General features: G+C 66.2%; 14 protein-coding genes. 2 read left to right on the forward strand and 12 right to left on the reverse strand.

Annotated features, from left to right (window positions below; all coding sequences use genetic code 11):
- The first annotated feature begins 34 nt into the window (after positions 1–34).
- The gene (locus JNG39_RS16070; protein WP_368312915.1) at positions 35–817 is read left to right on the forward strand and encodes an enoyl-CoA hydratase/isomerase family protein; all 783 of its coding nucleotides are present in this window, start codon (positions 35–37) and stop codon (positions 815–817) included.
- Between the two features lie 112 nt (positions 818–929).
- Here the strand turns inward: JNG39_RS16070 and JNG39_RS16075 are convergent, their stop codons facing one another.
- The 5 genes from JNG39_RS16075 to JNG39_RS16095 form a co-directional block, all read right to left on the reverse strand.
- Complete coding sequence (locus JNG39_RS16075) at positions 930–1,757, reverse strand: DUF1684 domain-containing protein (protein ID WP_368312916.1); 828 nt, start codon at positions 1,755–1,757, stop codon at positions 930–932.
- Between the two features lie 84 nt (positions 1,758–1,841).
- Complete coding sequence (gene mutL / locus JNG39_RS16080) at positions 1,842–3,671, reverse strand: DNA mismatch repair endonuclease MutL (protein ID WP_368312918.1); 1,830 nt, start codon at positions 3,669–3,671, stop codon at positions 1,842–1,844.
- Positions 3,672–3,858: 187 nt separating this feature from the next.
- Positions 3,859–5,421 carry an N-acetylmuramoyl-L-alanine amidase gene (locus JNG39_RS16085; protein WP_368312919.1) on the reverse strand — a complete coding sequence of 521 codons (1,563 nt, stop codon included), beginning with the start codon at positions 5,419–5,421 and terminating at the stop codon, positions 3,859–3,861.
- 141 nt (positions 5,422–5,562) lie between these two features.
- Positions 5,563–6,012 carry a tRNA (adenosine(37)-N6)-threonylcarbamoyltransferase complex ATPase subunit type 1 TsaE gene (tsaE, locus tag JNG39_RS16090; RefSeq protein ID WP_368312921.1) on the reverse strand — a complete coding sequence of 150 codons (450 nt, stop codon included), beginning with the start codon at positions 6,010–6,012 and terminating at the stop codon, positions 5,563–5,565.
- Between the two features lie 4 nt (positions 6,013–6,016).
- Positions 6,017–7,486, reverse strand: coding sequence for an NAD(P)H-hydrate dehydratase (locus tag JNG39_RS16095; RefSeq protein WP_368312923.1), 1,470 nt, complete (start codon positions 7,484–7,486; stop codon positions 6,017–6,019).
- A gap of 35 nt (positions 7,487–7,521) precedes the next feature.
- On the opposite strand from JNG39_RS16095, the gene queG reads away from it, so the two are divergent.
- Positions 7,522–8,583, forward strand: a complete 1,062-nt coding sequence (gene queG, locus JNG39_RS16100) for a tRNA epoxyqueuosine(34) reductase QueG (protein ID WP_368312924.1) — start codon at positions 7,522–7,524, stop codon at positions 8,581–8,583.
- A gap of 111 nt (positions 8,584–8,694) precedes the next feature.
- Here the strand turns inward: queG and JNG39_RS16105 are convergent, their stop codons facing one another.
- From JNG39_RS16105 to rpsM, 7 genes are all read right to left on the reverse strand, one after another.
- Complete coding sequence (locus JNG39_RS16105; protein ID WP_368312926.1) at positions 8,695–10,065, reverse strand: class II 3-deoxy-7-phosphoheptulonate synthase; 1,371 nt, start codon at positions 10,063–10,065, stop codon at positions 8,695–8,697.
- 42 nt (positions 10,066–10,107) lie between these two features.
- Positions 10,108–10,608: a disulfide bond formation protein B gene (locus JNG39_RS16110; RefSeq protein ID WP_368312928.1), complete on the reverse strand. Its 501-nt coding sequence runs from the start codon at positions 10,606–10,608 to the stop codon at positions 10,108–10,110.
- Positions 10,609–10,973: 365 nt separating this feature from the next.
- Complete coding sequence (gene rplQ, locus JNG39_RS16115) at positions 10,974–11,360, reverse strand: 50S ribosomal protein L17 (RefSeq protein ID WP_144916976.1); 387 nt, start codon at positions 11,358–11,360, stop codon at positions 10,974–10,976.
- Between the two features lie 208 nt (positions 11,361–11,568).
- Positions 11,569–12,567, reverse strand: coding sequence for a DNA-directed RNA polymerase subunit alpha (gene rpoA / locus JNG39_RS16120; RefSeq protein ID WP_046967234.1), 999 nt, complete (start codon positions 12,565–12,567; stop codon positions 11,569–11,571).
- 16 nt (positions 12,568–12,583) lie between these two features.
- Positions 12,584–13,210 carry a 30S ribosomal protein S4 gene (rpsD, locus tag JNG39_RS16125; RefSeq protein WP_029213873.1) on the reverse strand — a complete coding sequence of 209 codons (627 nt, stop codon included), beginning with the start codon at positions 13,208–13,210 and terminating at the stop codon, positions 12,584–12,586.
- An 11-nt stretch (positions 13,211–13,221) separates the two neighbouring features.
- Positions 13,222–13,608 (reverse strand): 30S ribosomal protein S11, encoded by a 387-nt coding sequence (rpsK, locus tag JNG39_RS16130; RefSeq protein ID WP_007513384.1) that lies wholly within the window; start codon positions 13,606–13,608, stop codon positions 13,222–13,224.
- A 12-nt stretch (positions 13,609–13,620) separates the two neighbouring features.
- A complete protein-coding gene (rpsM, locus tag JNG39_RS16135) occupies positions 13,621–13,977 on the reverse strand; it encodes a 30S ribosomal protein S13 (RefSeq protein WP_144916975.1) in 357 nt (118 codons plus the stop codon).
- Positions 13,978–14,071: the final 94 nt, after the last annotated feature.

The following is a 14,071-nucleotide window of genomic DNA, read 5'->3' on the forward strand; positions in this document are numbered from 1 at the left end:
ATCGCCGTCTTCATCCCATCGCCAGGACCGCACCATGGCTTTCCGCAACGTCAGCACCTCCGATCGCGGCGCCGTCCGCACCATCGTCGTCAACCGCCCCGACAAGCTCAACGCGCTCAACCGCGAGACCATCGGCGAATTGACCCTGGCTTTCCGCCAGGCCGCGCAGGACGACGCGGTGCGCGTGGTGGTGCTCGCCGGTGCGGGCGAAAAGGCCTTCGTGGCCGGCGCCGACATCTCCGAGATGACCGCCTGGTCCCCGGTGAAGGCCCAGGCCGCCTCGCGCGCCGGCCAGGAGCTGATGCTCACGGTGGAGCGCCTCGGCAAGCCGGTGATCGCCCGGATCCAGGGCTACGCCCTCGGCGGCGGCATGGAACTGGCGATGGCCTGTCACTTGCGCGTGGCCAGCGAGAAGGCGAAGTTCGGCCAGCCCGAGATCGGCCTCGGCCTTATCCCCGGCTTTGGCGGCACGCAGCGCCTTACGCGCCTTACCGGCCGTGGCGCGGCGCTGGAGTTGTGCCTGCTTGGCCAGCAGATCGACGCCGCGCGTGCGGAACGCCTGGGCGTGGTGACGCGCGTGGTGCCCGCCGACGAACTCGATGCCGCGGTGGATGCCATGGCCGACCAGCTCGCGGCCGCCGCACCACTGGCGCTCAAGGGCATCCTCGACGCGGTGATCGAGGGCGGGGAATGCGCCATCGACCAGGGGCTCGCCTTCGAGACGCAGGGCTTCGCCATCGCATTCTCCACCGACGACATGCGCGAAGGCACCTCGGCGTTCCTGGAACGCCGCAAGCCGAGCTTCCGAGGTGCCTGAGCTGCTCTTGCTCGGTAGGAGCCGATTCATCGGCGATCAGCGTTCCGTCGTCTCCGCTGGCGTTGGCTTTCGCCGATGAATCGGCTCCTACCGAGCGACAGCGCGGCTCGCCTCAATGCGGCGAGCCGCGATAGTTCAGCTCGCCCGCCTCCACCCGCACGTCCAGCCGGTTCTCCGGCGGCGCCAGCTGGCACGTGGCGTACGGCGTGAACGAACAGGGCGGATTACGCGCCTCGTTGAAATCGAGCACGAGCTTGCCGTCGACCGGCAACCCCGTGTCGAGGAAACGACCCGCGCCGTAGGTTTCCTTGCCGCCGGTCAGGTCGCCGAACACGAAGAACAGCGCGTCCGGCGTCTCGTGATACGGGTACAGCTCGAAGGTACGCCCTTCGCGCGTGAATACGGCCTTGCCCGGCACGCGTTCCGTCTCGATGGTGCCGATCACGGTGCCCAGTTCGAGCTCGTAGGGCGGATCGAACGGCACCCAGTCGGCCGTCACGCGCCACGACGCGTCGATCGGAAAATAGTCCAGCCCGTTGAAGTTCACCCGCGTATCGGCCTGCGAGTCCTTCACGCGGATGGCCTTGCGACCGTCGCGCACGATGACGAACAACTGCGCCGTGCCGAAGCGAACCTCGGTGGAACGTCGACCCGGCGCATCGTCGGACAGCGTCGCGTGCTGCTGCTTTTCGCCGTCGACGAGCGCTTCGACACCCGGCGCGAACGCGATGGTGGTGACGCCGTCGGCAGCGAGCGTGATCGTACCCAGGTGATCGGGACCCGCCTGCAACACGATGTCGTTGTCGTCGGCGCGACCGATGCGGTTGACGCCCTCCCGCAACCAGTCGAAACCGACGAGGCTCAGCCAGCCGCCAGGCGCGGTGAGCAGGTCGAGGCGATGCGCACGGGCTTTCGCCACCTCGTTTTCATGAGAAGTCATCGAAATCCCAGTCCGTCATGCGAAGAATGCGTAGGAGCCGATTCATCGGCGATCCCGCGAAGCGGGCCCAAGTCGGGTGAAGCATCAACGCCCGCGCAGGAACAGCTTATCCAGCTCACCCAGCGACAGCTGCACCCAGGTCGGCCGTCCATGGTTGCACTGCCCCGAGCGCTCGGTGGCCTCCATCTCGCGCAGCAACGCGTTCATCTCGGGGATGCCGAGGCGGCGCCCCGCGCGCACGGAGCCATGGCAGGCCATCGTCGAGAGCAGTTCGTTCTCGAGTTCTTCCAGCCGTCGCGAACTGCCGTGCTGCGCCAGCTCGCCCAGCACGTCGCGCGTGAGCTGCGCCACGTCGGCTCCTTCGAGCAACGACGGAATGCGTCGCACCACCACGCCGGACGGGCCGCTACGCGACAACTCGAGCCCCCACTCGGCCAGTGCATCGGCATGCTCTTCCGCCGCCGCGGCTTCTTTCGCGCTCACCGCCACGGTCAACGGGACCAGCAGCATCTGCGAGCGCAGGTTGGCGGTCACGCGCCCGTTCTTGAGTTTTTCGTAGGTGATGCGCTCGTGCGCGGCGTGCATGTCGACCAGCACGAGGCCATGCTCGTTCTCGGCGAGCACGTAGATGCTCTTGAGCTGCGCGATCGCGTAGCCGAGCGGCGGCACGTCGCCGTCCGTCTCGTTCAACGGCACCGGCAGGGGCCTCGGCGCGGCCGCTGCCGAAGAGGCGCCGCCGAACAGCGTGGCGTAGTCGGCCAGCGGTTCGTCGCGCACGCCGAGGCTCAGGCGCGGCTGGCTGGCGAACGACGGCCATGCGGGCATCGCCTGCGGCGCGGACTGGCGCGACGGCATGCCCGTCGCGGATGCCGCCGCCGGCACGGACACCTCTTCGCCCGGCGCGACCGCCACGCCGGCACGCGTCTGCGCGAGGGCTTCGTGCAGCGTGCGGAAGAGGAAGTCGTGGATGAGCCGTTGCTCGCGAAACCGCACTTCGCTCTTGGCCGGATGCACGTTCACGTCGACGCCGGCGGGATCGAGCCGGAGGAACAGCACGAACACCGGATGCCGGCCGTGGAACAGCACGTCGGAATACGCCTGGCGCACCGCATGCGCCACGATGCGATCGCGCACCAGGCGACCGTTGACGTAGAAGTACTGCTGATCGGCCTGCGCACGCGAGGCGGTGGGCATGCCCACCCAGCCGGACAGGCTCAATCCCGCCGCCTCGTGTTCCACGCGCAGCGCCTGGCCGGGGAATTCCGGCCCGAGCACTTCGGCCACGCGGGCCAGCGCGGCATTCTCGTCGCGCGCCGGCTTGAGCAACCGCACCGGTTTGCCGTTATGGGTAAGGCGGATGTCCACGCCCTCGCGCGCCAGCGCGAGCGACTTGAGCAGGTCGTCGATATGGGCGAATTCCGTGCGCTCGGCACGGAGGAACTTGCGTCGCGCGGGCACGTTGTAGAAGAGGTCGCGCACCTCGATGGTGGTGCCCTGCGGATGCTGCGCGGGGCGTGCCTCCTGCAGGCGACCGCCGTCGACCTCGATGCGCCAGGCGGCATCCTCGCCGACATGCCGCGACGTCAGCGAGAAACGCGCCACCGACGACACCGAGGCCAGTGCCTCGCCCCGAAACCCCATGCTTGCCACGCGCTCGAGATCGTCGAAACTGCCGATCTTGCTGGTGGCGTGCGATGCCACCGCGAGCGGGAGTTCGTCGCGCGGTATCCCGCCGCCGTCGTCGCGCACGCGAATGAGCCGGGTACCGCCCTGCTCGATGTCCACCTCGATGCGACGCGCCCCGGCGTCGATGCTGTTCTCGACGAGCTCCTTCACCACCGAGGCGGGACGCTCGATCACTTCGCCGGCCGCGATCTGGTTGATCAGCTCGGGTGGCAGGACACGGATGGGCATGAGGGCGGGACCTTACGGACTTGCAAGGTCGAAAGGATAGCCGATGGGGCCACCGACCGCTTCCCGGCCCCTGCTTTTGCCTGGCAGGAGCCGATTCATCGGCGATTGGCGCTACGGCGTCATCGCTCCGTCGGCTTTTCGCCGATGAATCGGCGCCTACCGAGCCCGTTGTATGGCCGGATGGATGTCAACCGGACGGAATGACCATTACCGACCCGATGCGGACATTGTTGTCCGTCATCTTGTTGGCCATCTTCAACGCGCCCACCGACACCCCGTACTGCTGGGCGATGCCGGTCAGCGTCTCGCCGCGACTCACCCGATGCAGGTCACGCACGTCCTCGTCGGCCCGGCCCCTGCGCGTCGGCGTATCGGCCTTGGCCACGGTCTTCTTCGTCACCGCCTTCACCGCGGTGGACGCGACGGCGCCGGCGTCGGCGACGATGGGCGCGGCGGGGGCCGGCGACGTGACGCTCGCCAAGGACGTACCATTGCGCCGCGCAGCCTGCGCGGCGAACCACGTACCCGGCGGCGGCATGGATTCGAAGTAGTTGCGCACGCCACCCAGCACGGCCGAGGCCAGTTCCTGCCGATGCGCCGGGTTGCGCAGGCGGGTCTCCTCGCTGGGATTGGTGATGAACGCCGTCTCCACCAGGATGGAGGGCACGTCGGGTGAACGCAGCACCACGAAGTTCGCACGCTCGACGTAGCCGCGGTGCGTCGGACCCAGACGGCCCAGTGCCTTGAGCACGTTGCCGGCGATGGATTCGCTGGCCTGCATGGCGTAGCCCTGCTGCAGGTCGAGCAGGACGGCGGCCAGCGAATCGTCCTTGTCGTCCAGCGACACGCCGCCGACGAGGTCGGCCCGGTTCTCGCGATCGGCCAGCCAGCGGGCGGCCTCGGACGTCTTGCCACGCGGCGACAGCACCCACACCGACGAACCCTTGGCGTCGCTATTCTTGAAGGCGTCGGCGTGGATCGAGACGAACATGTCCGCGTTGTGCTCGCGGGCGATCTGGTAGCGGCGCTTGAGCGGAATGAAGTAGTCGCCGGTACGGGTCAGGAACGCCTGCATGCCCGGCTGGCGGTTGATCTGGTCGGCCAGCTCACGGGCCACCTGGAGGGTGACATCCTTCTCGCGCAGGCCCGTCGCGCCTCGCGCACCCGGATCCTCGCCGCCGTGCCCGGCATCGATCGCCACGATCACCTTTCGCTCGCCCGTGAGGGCGGCCGGCAGCGGTTTGCCCCGTGTCGGCGCGGCAGCGGCCGATCTGGAGCGGGCGGCCGGTGCGGCGGCGACGGCCGGCGCGTCGTCGTCAGACGGCGTGTTGTCTCCCGGATCGGCCTGGCCGCCGGGATACAGATCGAGCACCAGGCGATAGCCGTAGTCGCCCGCGGGCTTCAGAAGGAAGCTCTTCGGCTTGGCCTGGGCGTCGACGCGCGCGGTCATGCGTGCCACGCCGCCCTGCCTGGCGGCGGACATCGACTTGAACAGGCCCTGCCCGCTCGGCGCCGCGAAGTCGCCGGCCACCGCACTGCCCGCAATGTCGAGCACGATGGTGCCGGGCACGTCACCCTGGGACATCTTGTAGGTGGCCGGTCCGGACAGGTCGAACACCACGCGGGTGTATTCAGGGCCGGCCCAGACACGGGCGGCCTTCACGTCGGCCGCCGACGCGGCGGCAGGGGCCAGCATCGCGACGGCGGTCACGCACGCGAGGAGGCCGAGTTTGTTAGTGATTCCCCTCATACGGCCGGATTGAACTGCATGCGCCATAGGATTGCAAGATTTTTTCCCTTTCTAATCCATGACCTGCAAATACTTCGTCAACGACCGTACAGGAATGTGTGGCAACCGATGACGAAAATCGGCAATGAAACACGACAGGGGTCAGCCGAGGGCCGCCACGAGGCGCCGCCCCACGTCGGATCGGGGCTCCATCGCCACCACCCGGCCTTGCGCCTCGTGCCGGAAGCGAAGCTCGAGATCGACGGGTGGCAACGCCCCGACCCCACGTTCGGGCCACTCCACCAGCACGATCGCCCCCGGCTCGGCCAGGCTGTCCAGCCCGAGCCATTCCAGTTCACCAGGGTCGGCGATGCGATAGAGGTCGAGGTGGAAGGCACGGCGCGAGCCGATGTCGTAGCCTTCGACGAGGCTGTAGGTAGGGCTCTTCACCCGTTCGCCGACGCCGAGGGCCTTCAGGAAGGCGCGGGCGAAGGTCGTTTTGCCGGCGCCGAGGTCGCCATGCAGGTAGGCCACGAGCCCACCGGGCAAGGCGGCGGCAAGACGCTGGCCGAACGCGACGGTGGCGGCTTCGTCGGCGAGGTGATGTTCCATGCGTTCAGCTCTCCAGCCCATTGACCAATCGACGCAGCGGATCGAGCAGGTCGCCCGCGAGGAGTCCGCGTTCACCGCCTCGCGCCGCGACATCCGCCGCGCGAGCATGCAGCCCTACGCCGAGGCAGGCCGCCTCATAGGTGTCGCACCCCTGCGCGAGCAGGCCGGCGACGATGCCGGTCAGCGTGTCGCCCATGCCGCCACTGGCCATGCCCGGATTGCCCCAGGGGCAGACGGAAATCCGCCCGTCGGGCGCGGCGATGAGACTGCCGTTGCCCTTGAGCACCACGGTGGCGGCGAAGCGCCGGCTCAGTGCACGGGCCGCGGCGAAGCGATCGGCCTGCACGTCCTTCGTCGATGCGCCGAGAAGCCGGCCGGCTTCACCGGGATGTGGCGTGATGACCAAGCTCGCCGGAAGACGACGCGGCTCGGCATGCAACAGGTTGAGGCCGTCGGCATCGAGTACCGTCGGCAGGTCGGCATCGAGGGCCGTGGTCCACAAGGCGTGGCCCCAGGCGCCCTGGCCCAGACCCGGCCCGATGGCGAGCACGGAGGCCTTATCGATCATGGGAGCGAGCGCCTGCGGCCCATTGACCCCGTGCGCCATCAGTTCTGGACGCGCGGCGTTCATCGCCGGCACGTTGTCCTCACGGGTGGCGACGCTGACCAAGCCCGCGCCGGTCCGTAGCGCGGCCTCGGCGGCCATGCGGGAGGCGCCGCCCATGCCGTGGTCGCCACCGATCACCAGCACGTGGCCGTTGGCGCCCTTATGCGAATCGCGCGGGCGCCGCGGCAAGGAAGACGGCTGGAGCAGCAGCGCATCGGGCGGCTCGCGCATCCCGGCGGGCACACCGAGGTCGAACAGTTCGATGTCGCCGGCCAGCTCGGCCTGATGCGTATGCAGGCCACGTTTGTGGACGATGAAGGTGGCGGTCGCCGTGGCGCGCACGACCGCGCCGGGGGCGGCGCCGGTGTCGGCGGACAAGCCGGAAGGCACGTCCAGGGCCAGTACCGGGAGGCCGGCCGCATCGATCGCCTCGATGGCCGCCTTCGCCTCCCCCTCCGGCGCGCGATTGAGGCCGGTGCCGAAGATCGCATCGACGACGACGTCGGCGGCGTCCGCGACGTCTCCCCACGGCAGAACCCGACCGCCCTGCATCTCGAAGGCGCGGCAAGCTCGCTCCGCATCGCTCCCGGCGTGCGGCGCGCCCAGCGCGAACAACTGCACCGCAAGGCCCGCCGCCAGCGCGTCGCGTCCGACGAGATAGCCGTCGCCACCGTTGTTGCCATTGCCGCAGACGATCCGCAGACGCGCGGCGTCCGGCCAGCGACGGCGCAGCATGGCGAATGCCGCCGCCGCGGCGCGGGTCATGAGTTCGAAACCGGGGATGCCGGCTTCATCCATGGCCCGCCGGTCGATGGCGCGGGCCTGTTCGGATGTGAAGAGGGCGATGTCGATGGAGGGCGCGGTCATCGGACGATTATAGGAGTCACCGGTAAAATGGACGCATGCCCGCCCCCACCGACATCGACTACGCCGCACTCGCCCTGGACATCAAGCGCTGGGCGCGCGAGCTCGGCTTCGCCGACGTCGGCATCGCCGGCACCGAGCTGGGCGACGATGAGGCGTATCTCGAACGCTGGCTGGCCGACGGCCACCACGGCGAGATGGACTACATGGCCCGCCATGGCACGCGGCGGAGTCGTCCGGCGGAGCTCGAACCGGGCACGCTGCGCGTGGTATCCGTCCGCATGGACTACATTCCCCCCGGCACGGCCAACGCCTGGAACGTGATCCACGACAGCGAGAAAGCCTATATCGCCCGCTACGCGCTGGGACGCGACTATCACAAACTGATGCGCCATCGCTTACAGAAGCTGGCTGCCCGCATCACCGATCGCATCGGCGATTTTTCTTACCGCGCGTACGTCGATTCCGCTCCCGTGCTGGAAAAGGCCCTGGCCCGGAACGCGGGCCTCGGCTGGATCGGCAAGCACACCGTCGTCATCAATAAACGCGCGGGCTCGTATTTCTTCCTTGGTGAGCTGTACACCGACCTGCCCCTGCCGGTGGACGAGCCGGCCAGCGCGCATTGCGGTAGCTGCCGGCGCTGCATCGACATCTGCCCGACCCAGGCGATCGTCGCGCCCTACCGCCTGGATGCGCGCAAGTGCATTTCCTATCTCACCATCGAGCTCAAGGGCAGCATTCCCGAAGAACTGCGCGCGCCGATGGGCAACCGGGTGTTCGGCTGCGACGACTGCCAGTTGATCTGCCCCTGGAACAAGTTCGCGCAGGATGCGACCGAACCCGATTTCGCACCGCGGCACAGCCTCGACGGGCCGAAGCTCGTCGAGTTGTTCGCCTGGAGCGAGGACGAATTCCTCTCACGTACCGAGGGCATGGCCATTCGGCGTACCGGATACGAAGGCTGGTTGCGCAACCTTGCCGTGGGGCTGGGCAATGCGCCGACCTCGACCGAGGTCGTGGATGCGCTTCGCGCCCGTGCCGATCATGTGTCGGCCCTGGTGCGCGAGCATGTCGCGTGGGCCCTGTCGCGTCACGGCTAGTTCCGTTCGCCGATGCGATCGGCTCCCCCCTTCGGCAGGCGGGATGCGTATCTGCCTACCGAAGGGGTGGGAGCCGATCCTATCGCGAATCCCGCGAAGCGAACGCCCGAATCAACCCATGCCGTTCGACTTGCGCGTGATCAACATCGCCAGTTCCAGCGACTGCTCGTAGTTCAGGCGCGGATCGACCATCGACTTGTACGCCCGGTCGAGATCCTGTTCCACCAACCCGCGCGCGCCGCCCAGGCACTCGGTGACGTTCTCGCCGGTCAGCTCCAGGTGCACGCCGCCCAGGCGCGTACCCACGGCCGCGTGGATGTCGAACGCCTGATCGAGCTCGCCGGAGATGTTCGCGAACCGGCGCGTCTTGTACCCGTTGCTGGTGCTCTCGGTATTGCCGTGCATCGGATCGGCCACCCACAACACGCGGCGACCTTCGCGCTTCACCGCCTCCAGCAGCGGCTGCAAGCGCGTGCCGATCTTGTCGTTGCCCATGCGATGGATCAGCGTGAGGCGGCCGGGCTCTTCGTTCGGGTTGAGCACGTCGATGAGGCGCAGCAGGTCGTCCGGCTCGACCGTCGGGCCGACCTTCACCGCGATGGGGTTGCGGATGCCGCGGAAATATTCCGTGTGGGCACCATCGAGCGCGGCGGTGCGCATCCCGATCCACGGGAAATGCGTCGACAGGTTGAACCAGCCGTCCTGGCGGGGCACCTGGCGGGTCAGTGCTTCCTCGTAGTGCAGCAGCAGGGCCTCGTGCGACGTGTAGAAGTCCACGCGCGAATACGAGATGGATTCGCCACCCAGCGTCTCCATGAAGCGAAGCGAGTCGCCGATGCTGGCCACCATGCGCTTGTACTCGGCCGCCAGCGGCGAATGATCCACCCAGGCCAGATCCCAGTATTCGGGATGGTGCAGGTCGGCGAAACCGCCGTCGATGAGCGCACGAACGAAGTTCATGGTCATCGCCGAACGCGCGTGCGCCTTGATCAGGCGACGCGGATCGGCGCGACGCGCCTCGGGGGTGAATTCGGGGCTGTTGACCAGATCGCCACGGAACGCGGGCAACGTCACGCCGTCACGCGTCTCCGCGTCGGCCGAACGGGGCTTGGCATACTGGCCGGCAAACCGGCCCACGCGAAGCACCGGCTTCTTCAGGCCGTGCACGAGCACCAGGCTCATCTGCAGCAGCACCTTCAGCCGATTGGAAATGATGGGACTGGTGCAGTCGGCGAAGCTTTCGGCACAGTCGCCGCCCTGGAGCAGGAAACGCTCGCCGGCCTGGGCGTCGGCAATGGACTGCTTGAGCTTGAGGATCTCCCAGGACGTGACCAACGGCGGTAACTCGCCCAGTTGCGCGAGCGCGTCGGCGAGTTCGGCGGCGTCCTCATACATCGGCTGTTGAAGGGCGGTCCTCGACCGCCACGTACCCGGCGCCCAGTCGAGGGACGGGGAGGCTACGGTTTTGAGGTTGTGCTGCATGACGGCGGTGCCTGAGTGAATGCGCTCGTGGCGCGGGGGAAATCAACGAACGGTACGGCGGACGCCCAGCAGGGCCGATGCGATGAGGGCAACGAACCAGAGCAACGTCCACGCGGGCATGGGAAGACCGAGGATCGGCTCGATCCTGGCGCACTCACCCGAACCGGTGAAGGCGAGCTTGAGCATTTTCATGAAGGGAAAGGCGTCGAACAGGTAGCCCAACCCGGGACCGCAGGCGGGAACCTGGTCGGCGGGCAGGCTCTGCAGCCATAGATGACGGCCGGCGGTGACGACACCCCACAGCCCGCCCAACGTGACCAATACGGCGTAGACCGCACGCGTGCCCGCCTTGCGTGGACCGTGGAGCCCGCCGACGAGAAAGAAAAGCCCCATCGTGCACACCGCGATACGCTGGAAGATGCACAGCGGGCACGGATCCAGGTGCATGACGTATTGCGCATAGAGCGCAAAACCCATCAGAGCCACGCAAACGAGGAAACCGGCGAGATAGCGTGTGCGAAACGACCAGGTGCGAGGATTCATGGGGCGCTTGTTGCGTTGCGGGACACCCACGTTAACGCTTTGTGCACTTACTTGCCAGCGTGTCTCGAAGTTTCGTCTGCAACCATGTCGATGAATTGCAACGAAATTTGTTGTATCGCCACGGGTACCTGGCCCAAGGACGACACGCGGCGACAGGAGCGGATGATCGTGACTGTGGCCACCTCGCACTCATCGATGGCGCGGCCATGACCGACGAACGTAAGCGAACCCTGTTTAAGTCGGGACCACGTCAACCGACCGATGGTCACGCCCGGAACGGATGTATCGCCTCGCCAGCGCGCGCCAAAAGAAAAACCCCGGCAGGTTGCCCTGCCAGGGTGGGATCTCACTCGAACCGCTAACGCTTACTCGGCGTCGACGGCTTCGGTCTTCTCCGGACGATCCACGAGCTCGACGTAGGCCATCGGAGCGTTGTCGCCCGGACGGAAGCCGCACTTGAGAATACGCAGGTAGCCGCCGGGACGCTCGCGGTAACGGGGACCCAGCTCGACGAAGAGCTTGCCCACCGCCTGCTTGTCGCGCAGGCGGGAGAACGCGAGACGGCGATTGGCAACACCATCGTTCTTCGCGAGCGTAATCAGCGGCTCGGCGACGCGACGGAGTTCCTTGGCCTTGGGAAGGGTGGTGCGAATCAGCTCGTGCTTGATCAGCGACGACGCCATGTTCTTGAACATGGCTTCGCGGTGGCTGCTCGTACGGTTGAGCTTGCGACCGGATTTCTGGTGGCGCATGGCGATGACTCTCTCTAGTCTGTTGTTATGAAAAGCCGGTCAGGATGAGCGACTTCCCGCGGTTACCCGCTATTCGAGGCTGTCAAAACGCCTCGTTATAAGAGCACGGCCTCTGTGGACCGCTTTGAATCTCCAGCGGAAATGCACGATGCATCCGCTGGCCTCGCAAAGGATCGGGGCGATCGAAAACCGATCGCCCCGTCATACATCAGCCCAACTGCATGCCGTGGGACAGACCCGGCGGCGGCCAGTTTTCGAGCTTCATGCCGAGGGCAAGACCCCGCCCACCCAGCACATCCTTGATTTCCGTCAGCGACTTCTTGCCAAGGTTCGGCGTCTTGAGCAGTTCGACTTCGGTCTTCTGAACCAGATCGCCGATGTAGTAGATGCTCTCCGCCTTCAGGCAGTTGGCCGAACGGACGGTCAACTCGAGATCGTCGATCGGACGCAGCAGGAGCGGGTCGAAACCGCCCTTTTCCGCCTTGGTGGAATCGCTCTCGCGACGCGAGAAATCACCGAACACCGACAGCTGGTCGTTGATGATTTCCGCCGCCTTGCGCACGGCGTCTTCCGCACCGATCGTGCCGTTCGTTTCGATATCCAGCACGAGCTTGTCGAGGTTGGTGCGCTGCTCGACACGAGCCGCGTCCACTTCGTAAGCCACGCGCAGAACCGGCGCAAACGACGCGTCGAGCTGCAGACGACCGATCGGACGGGTTTCATCGTCCGGATGCTGGCGCGCGCTGGCCGGCTGGTAGCCGACGCCGCGACGCACCTTCAAACGCATGTTCAGGGCCACATCCTTGGTGAGGTGGCAGATCACATGCTCGGGATTGACGATTTCGACGGAGTGATCGACCGCGATGTCGCCGGCGGTGACCACACCCTTACCCTTCTTGGACAGCGTAAGGGTGACTTCATCACCGCTATGCTGACGAATGGCGACGTCCTTGAGGTTGAGCAGGACTTCGATGACGTCTTCCTGCAGACCCTCAAGGGTGGTGTACTCGTGCAGCACGCCGTCGATTTCGACTTCGACGATCGCGCTACCCGGAATCGAAGAGAGCAGCACGCGACGCAGCGCGTTGCCCAGGGTGTGACCGAAGCCACGCTCGAGCGGCTCGACCACCACCTTCGCGCGGTTCGCTCCAAGCTGCTCGACGCTGAGGCCACGAGGCCGCAGCACACTAGTAGACGATACTGCCATGCAAGGCTCCGGTGGATTACTTCGAGTAAAGCTCGACAATCAGGGCTTCATTGATATCGGCCGGCAGATCACCACGATCCGGAACGGCCTTGAACGTGCCCGCGAACTTCTTGCTGTCGACTTCGACCCACGACGGACGGAGGTCCATGGTGTCGTAGATGGTCGCAGCTTCCTGTACACGCAGCTGGGTACGCGCCTTCTCGGTCAGGGACACTTCGTCGCCCGGACGGACGTGGTACGACGGAACGTTGACCTTCTTGCCGTTCACCGTCACGGACTTGTGAGCCACGAGCTGACGGGCCTGGGCGCGGGTGACCGCGAAACCCATGCGATAGACGACATTGTCGAGACGGCTTTCCAGCAGGCGAAGCAGGTTTTCACCCGTGTTGCCCTTCTGGGTCGAAGCCTTGGTGTAGTAGTTGCTGAACTGACGCTCAAGCACGCCGTAAATGCGCTTGACCTTCTGCTTCTCACGCAGCTGCACGGCGTAGTCGGACAGACGGGCGCGCTTGTTGGCGCCATGCTGACCGGGCTTGTTTTCGAGCTTGCACTTGGAATCAAGCGCGCGAGCCGGGCTCTTCAGACCGAGGTCGGCACCTTCACGACGCGCCAGCTTGCAGGTAGCTCCACGATAACGGGCCATGGTTATGCTCCTTAGACGCGACGCTTCTTGGGGGGACGGCAGCCGTTATGCGGAATCGGCGTGACGTCGATAATGTTGAGCACTTTGTAGCCCAACGCATTCAGAGAACGCACGGCCGACTCGCGGCCCGGGCCGGGGCCCTTGATGCGAACTTCCACGGTCTTCACACCGTAGTCGCCGGCAGCGCGGCCAGCCTTCTCGGCGGCAACCTGGGCAGCGAACGGGGTCGACTTACGGGAACCGCGGAAACCCGCGCCACCCGCCGTCGCCCACGACAAGGCATTGCCCTGGCGATCGGTGATCGTGACGATGGTGTTGTTGAAAGAAGCCTGCACGTGGGCCACGGCATCCGTGACAACGCGCTTGATCTTCTTCTTGGTTTTAACCGGCTTAGCCATGTTCGGTATCCGTTACTTCTTGATCGGACGACGCGGACCCTTGCGGGTACGGGCGTTGGTACGCGTGCGCTGGCCGCGCACCGGCAGGCCGCGACGATGACGCAGGCCACGATAGCAACCGAGGTCCATCAGGCGCTTCACCGCCATACCGATCTCGCGGCGAAGATCGCCCTCGACGGTGTACTTGGCGATCTCGGCACGAATCTTCTCGACTTCGCCCTCGCTCAGCGACTTGATCTGGGTGGTGGGAACCACGCCAGCGTCGACACAGACCTTCTTCGCCCGCGAACGGCCGATTCCATAAATGCTCTGCAGACCAACCCAGACATGCTTCTGGACCGGCAAATTGACACCCGCGATGCGCGCCATGATGTACTGTCTCCGATGTGCTTCGTGCGCGGTAAACGCGCAATTCTAACCTGATTTAACCTAAACGGGAAGCCCTGCGGCGCTGGGCGCCAAG

This window comes from Luteibacter sp. CQ10 (genome assembly GCF_040900725.1).
Lineage (GTDB): Bacteria > Pseudomonadota > Gammaproteobacteria > Xanthomonadales > Rhodanobacteraceae > Luteibacter.

Coding starts and splice junctions, on each gene's coding strand:
- JNG39_RS16070 (WP_368312915.1), top strand. CDS start 35: ATGGCTTTCCGCAACGTCAGCACCTCCGATCGCGGCGCCGTCCGCACC.
- JNG39_RS16075 (WP_368312916.1), bottom strand. CDS start 1,757: ATGACTTCTCATGAAAACGAGGTGGCGAAAGCCCGTGCGCATCGCCTC.
- mutL (WP_368312918.1), bottom strand. CDS start 3,671: ATGCCCATCCGTGTCCTGCCACCCGAGCTGATCAACCAGATCGCGGCC.
- JNG39_RS16085 (WP_368312919.1), bottom strand. CDS start 5,421: ATGAGGGGAATCACTAACAAACTCGGCCTCCTCGCGTGCGTGACCGCC.
- tsaE (WP_368312921.1), bottom strand. CDS start 6,012: ATGGAACATCACCTCGCCGACGAAGCCGCCACCGTCGCGTTCGGCCAG.
- JNG39_RS16095 (WP_368312923.1), bottom strand. CDS start 7,486: ATGACCGCGCCCTCCATCGACATCGCCCTCTTCACATCCGAACAGGCC.
- queG (WP_368312924.1), top strand. CDS start 7,522: ATGCCCGCCCCCACCGACATCGACTACGCCGCACTCGCCCTGGACATC.
- JNG39_RS16105 (WP_368312926.1), bottom strand. CDS start 10,065: ATGCAGCACAACCTCAAAACCGTAGCCTCCCCGTCCCTCGACTGGGCG.
- JNG39_RS16110 (WP_368312928.1), bottom strand. CDS start 10,608: ATGAATCCTCGCACCTGGTCGTTTCGCACACGCTATCTCGCCGGTTTC.
- rplQ (WP_144916976.1), bottom strand. CDS start 11,360: ATGCGCCACCAGAAATCCGGTCGCAAGCTCAACCGTACGAGCAGCCAC.
- rpoA (WP_046967234.1), bottom strand. CDS start 12,567: ATGGCAGTATCGTCTACTAGTGTGCTGCGGCCTCGTGGCCTCAGCGTC.
- rpsD (WP_029213873.1), bottom strand. CDS start 13,210: ATGGCCCGTTATCGTGGAGCTACCTGCAAGCTGGCGCGTCGTGAAGGT.
- rpsK (WP_007513384.1), bottom strand. CDS start 13,608: ATGGCTAAGCCGGTTAAAACCAAGAAGAAGATCAAGCGCGTTGTCACG.
- rpsM (WP_144916975.1), bottom strand. CDS start 13,977: ATGGCGCGCATCGCGGGTGTCAATTTGCCGGTCCAGAAGCATGTCTGG.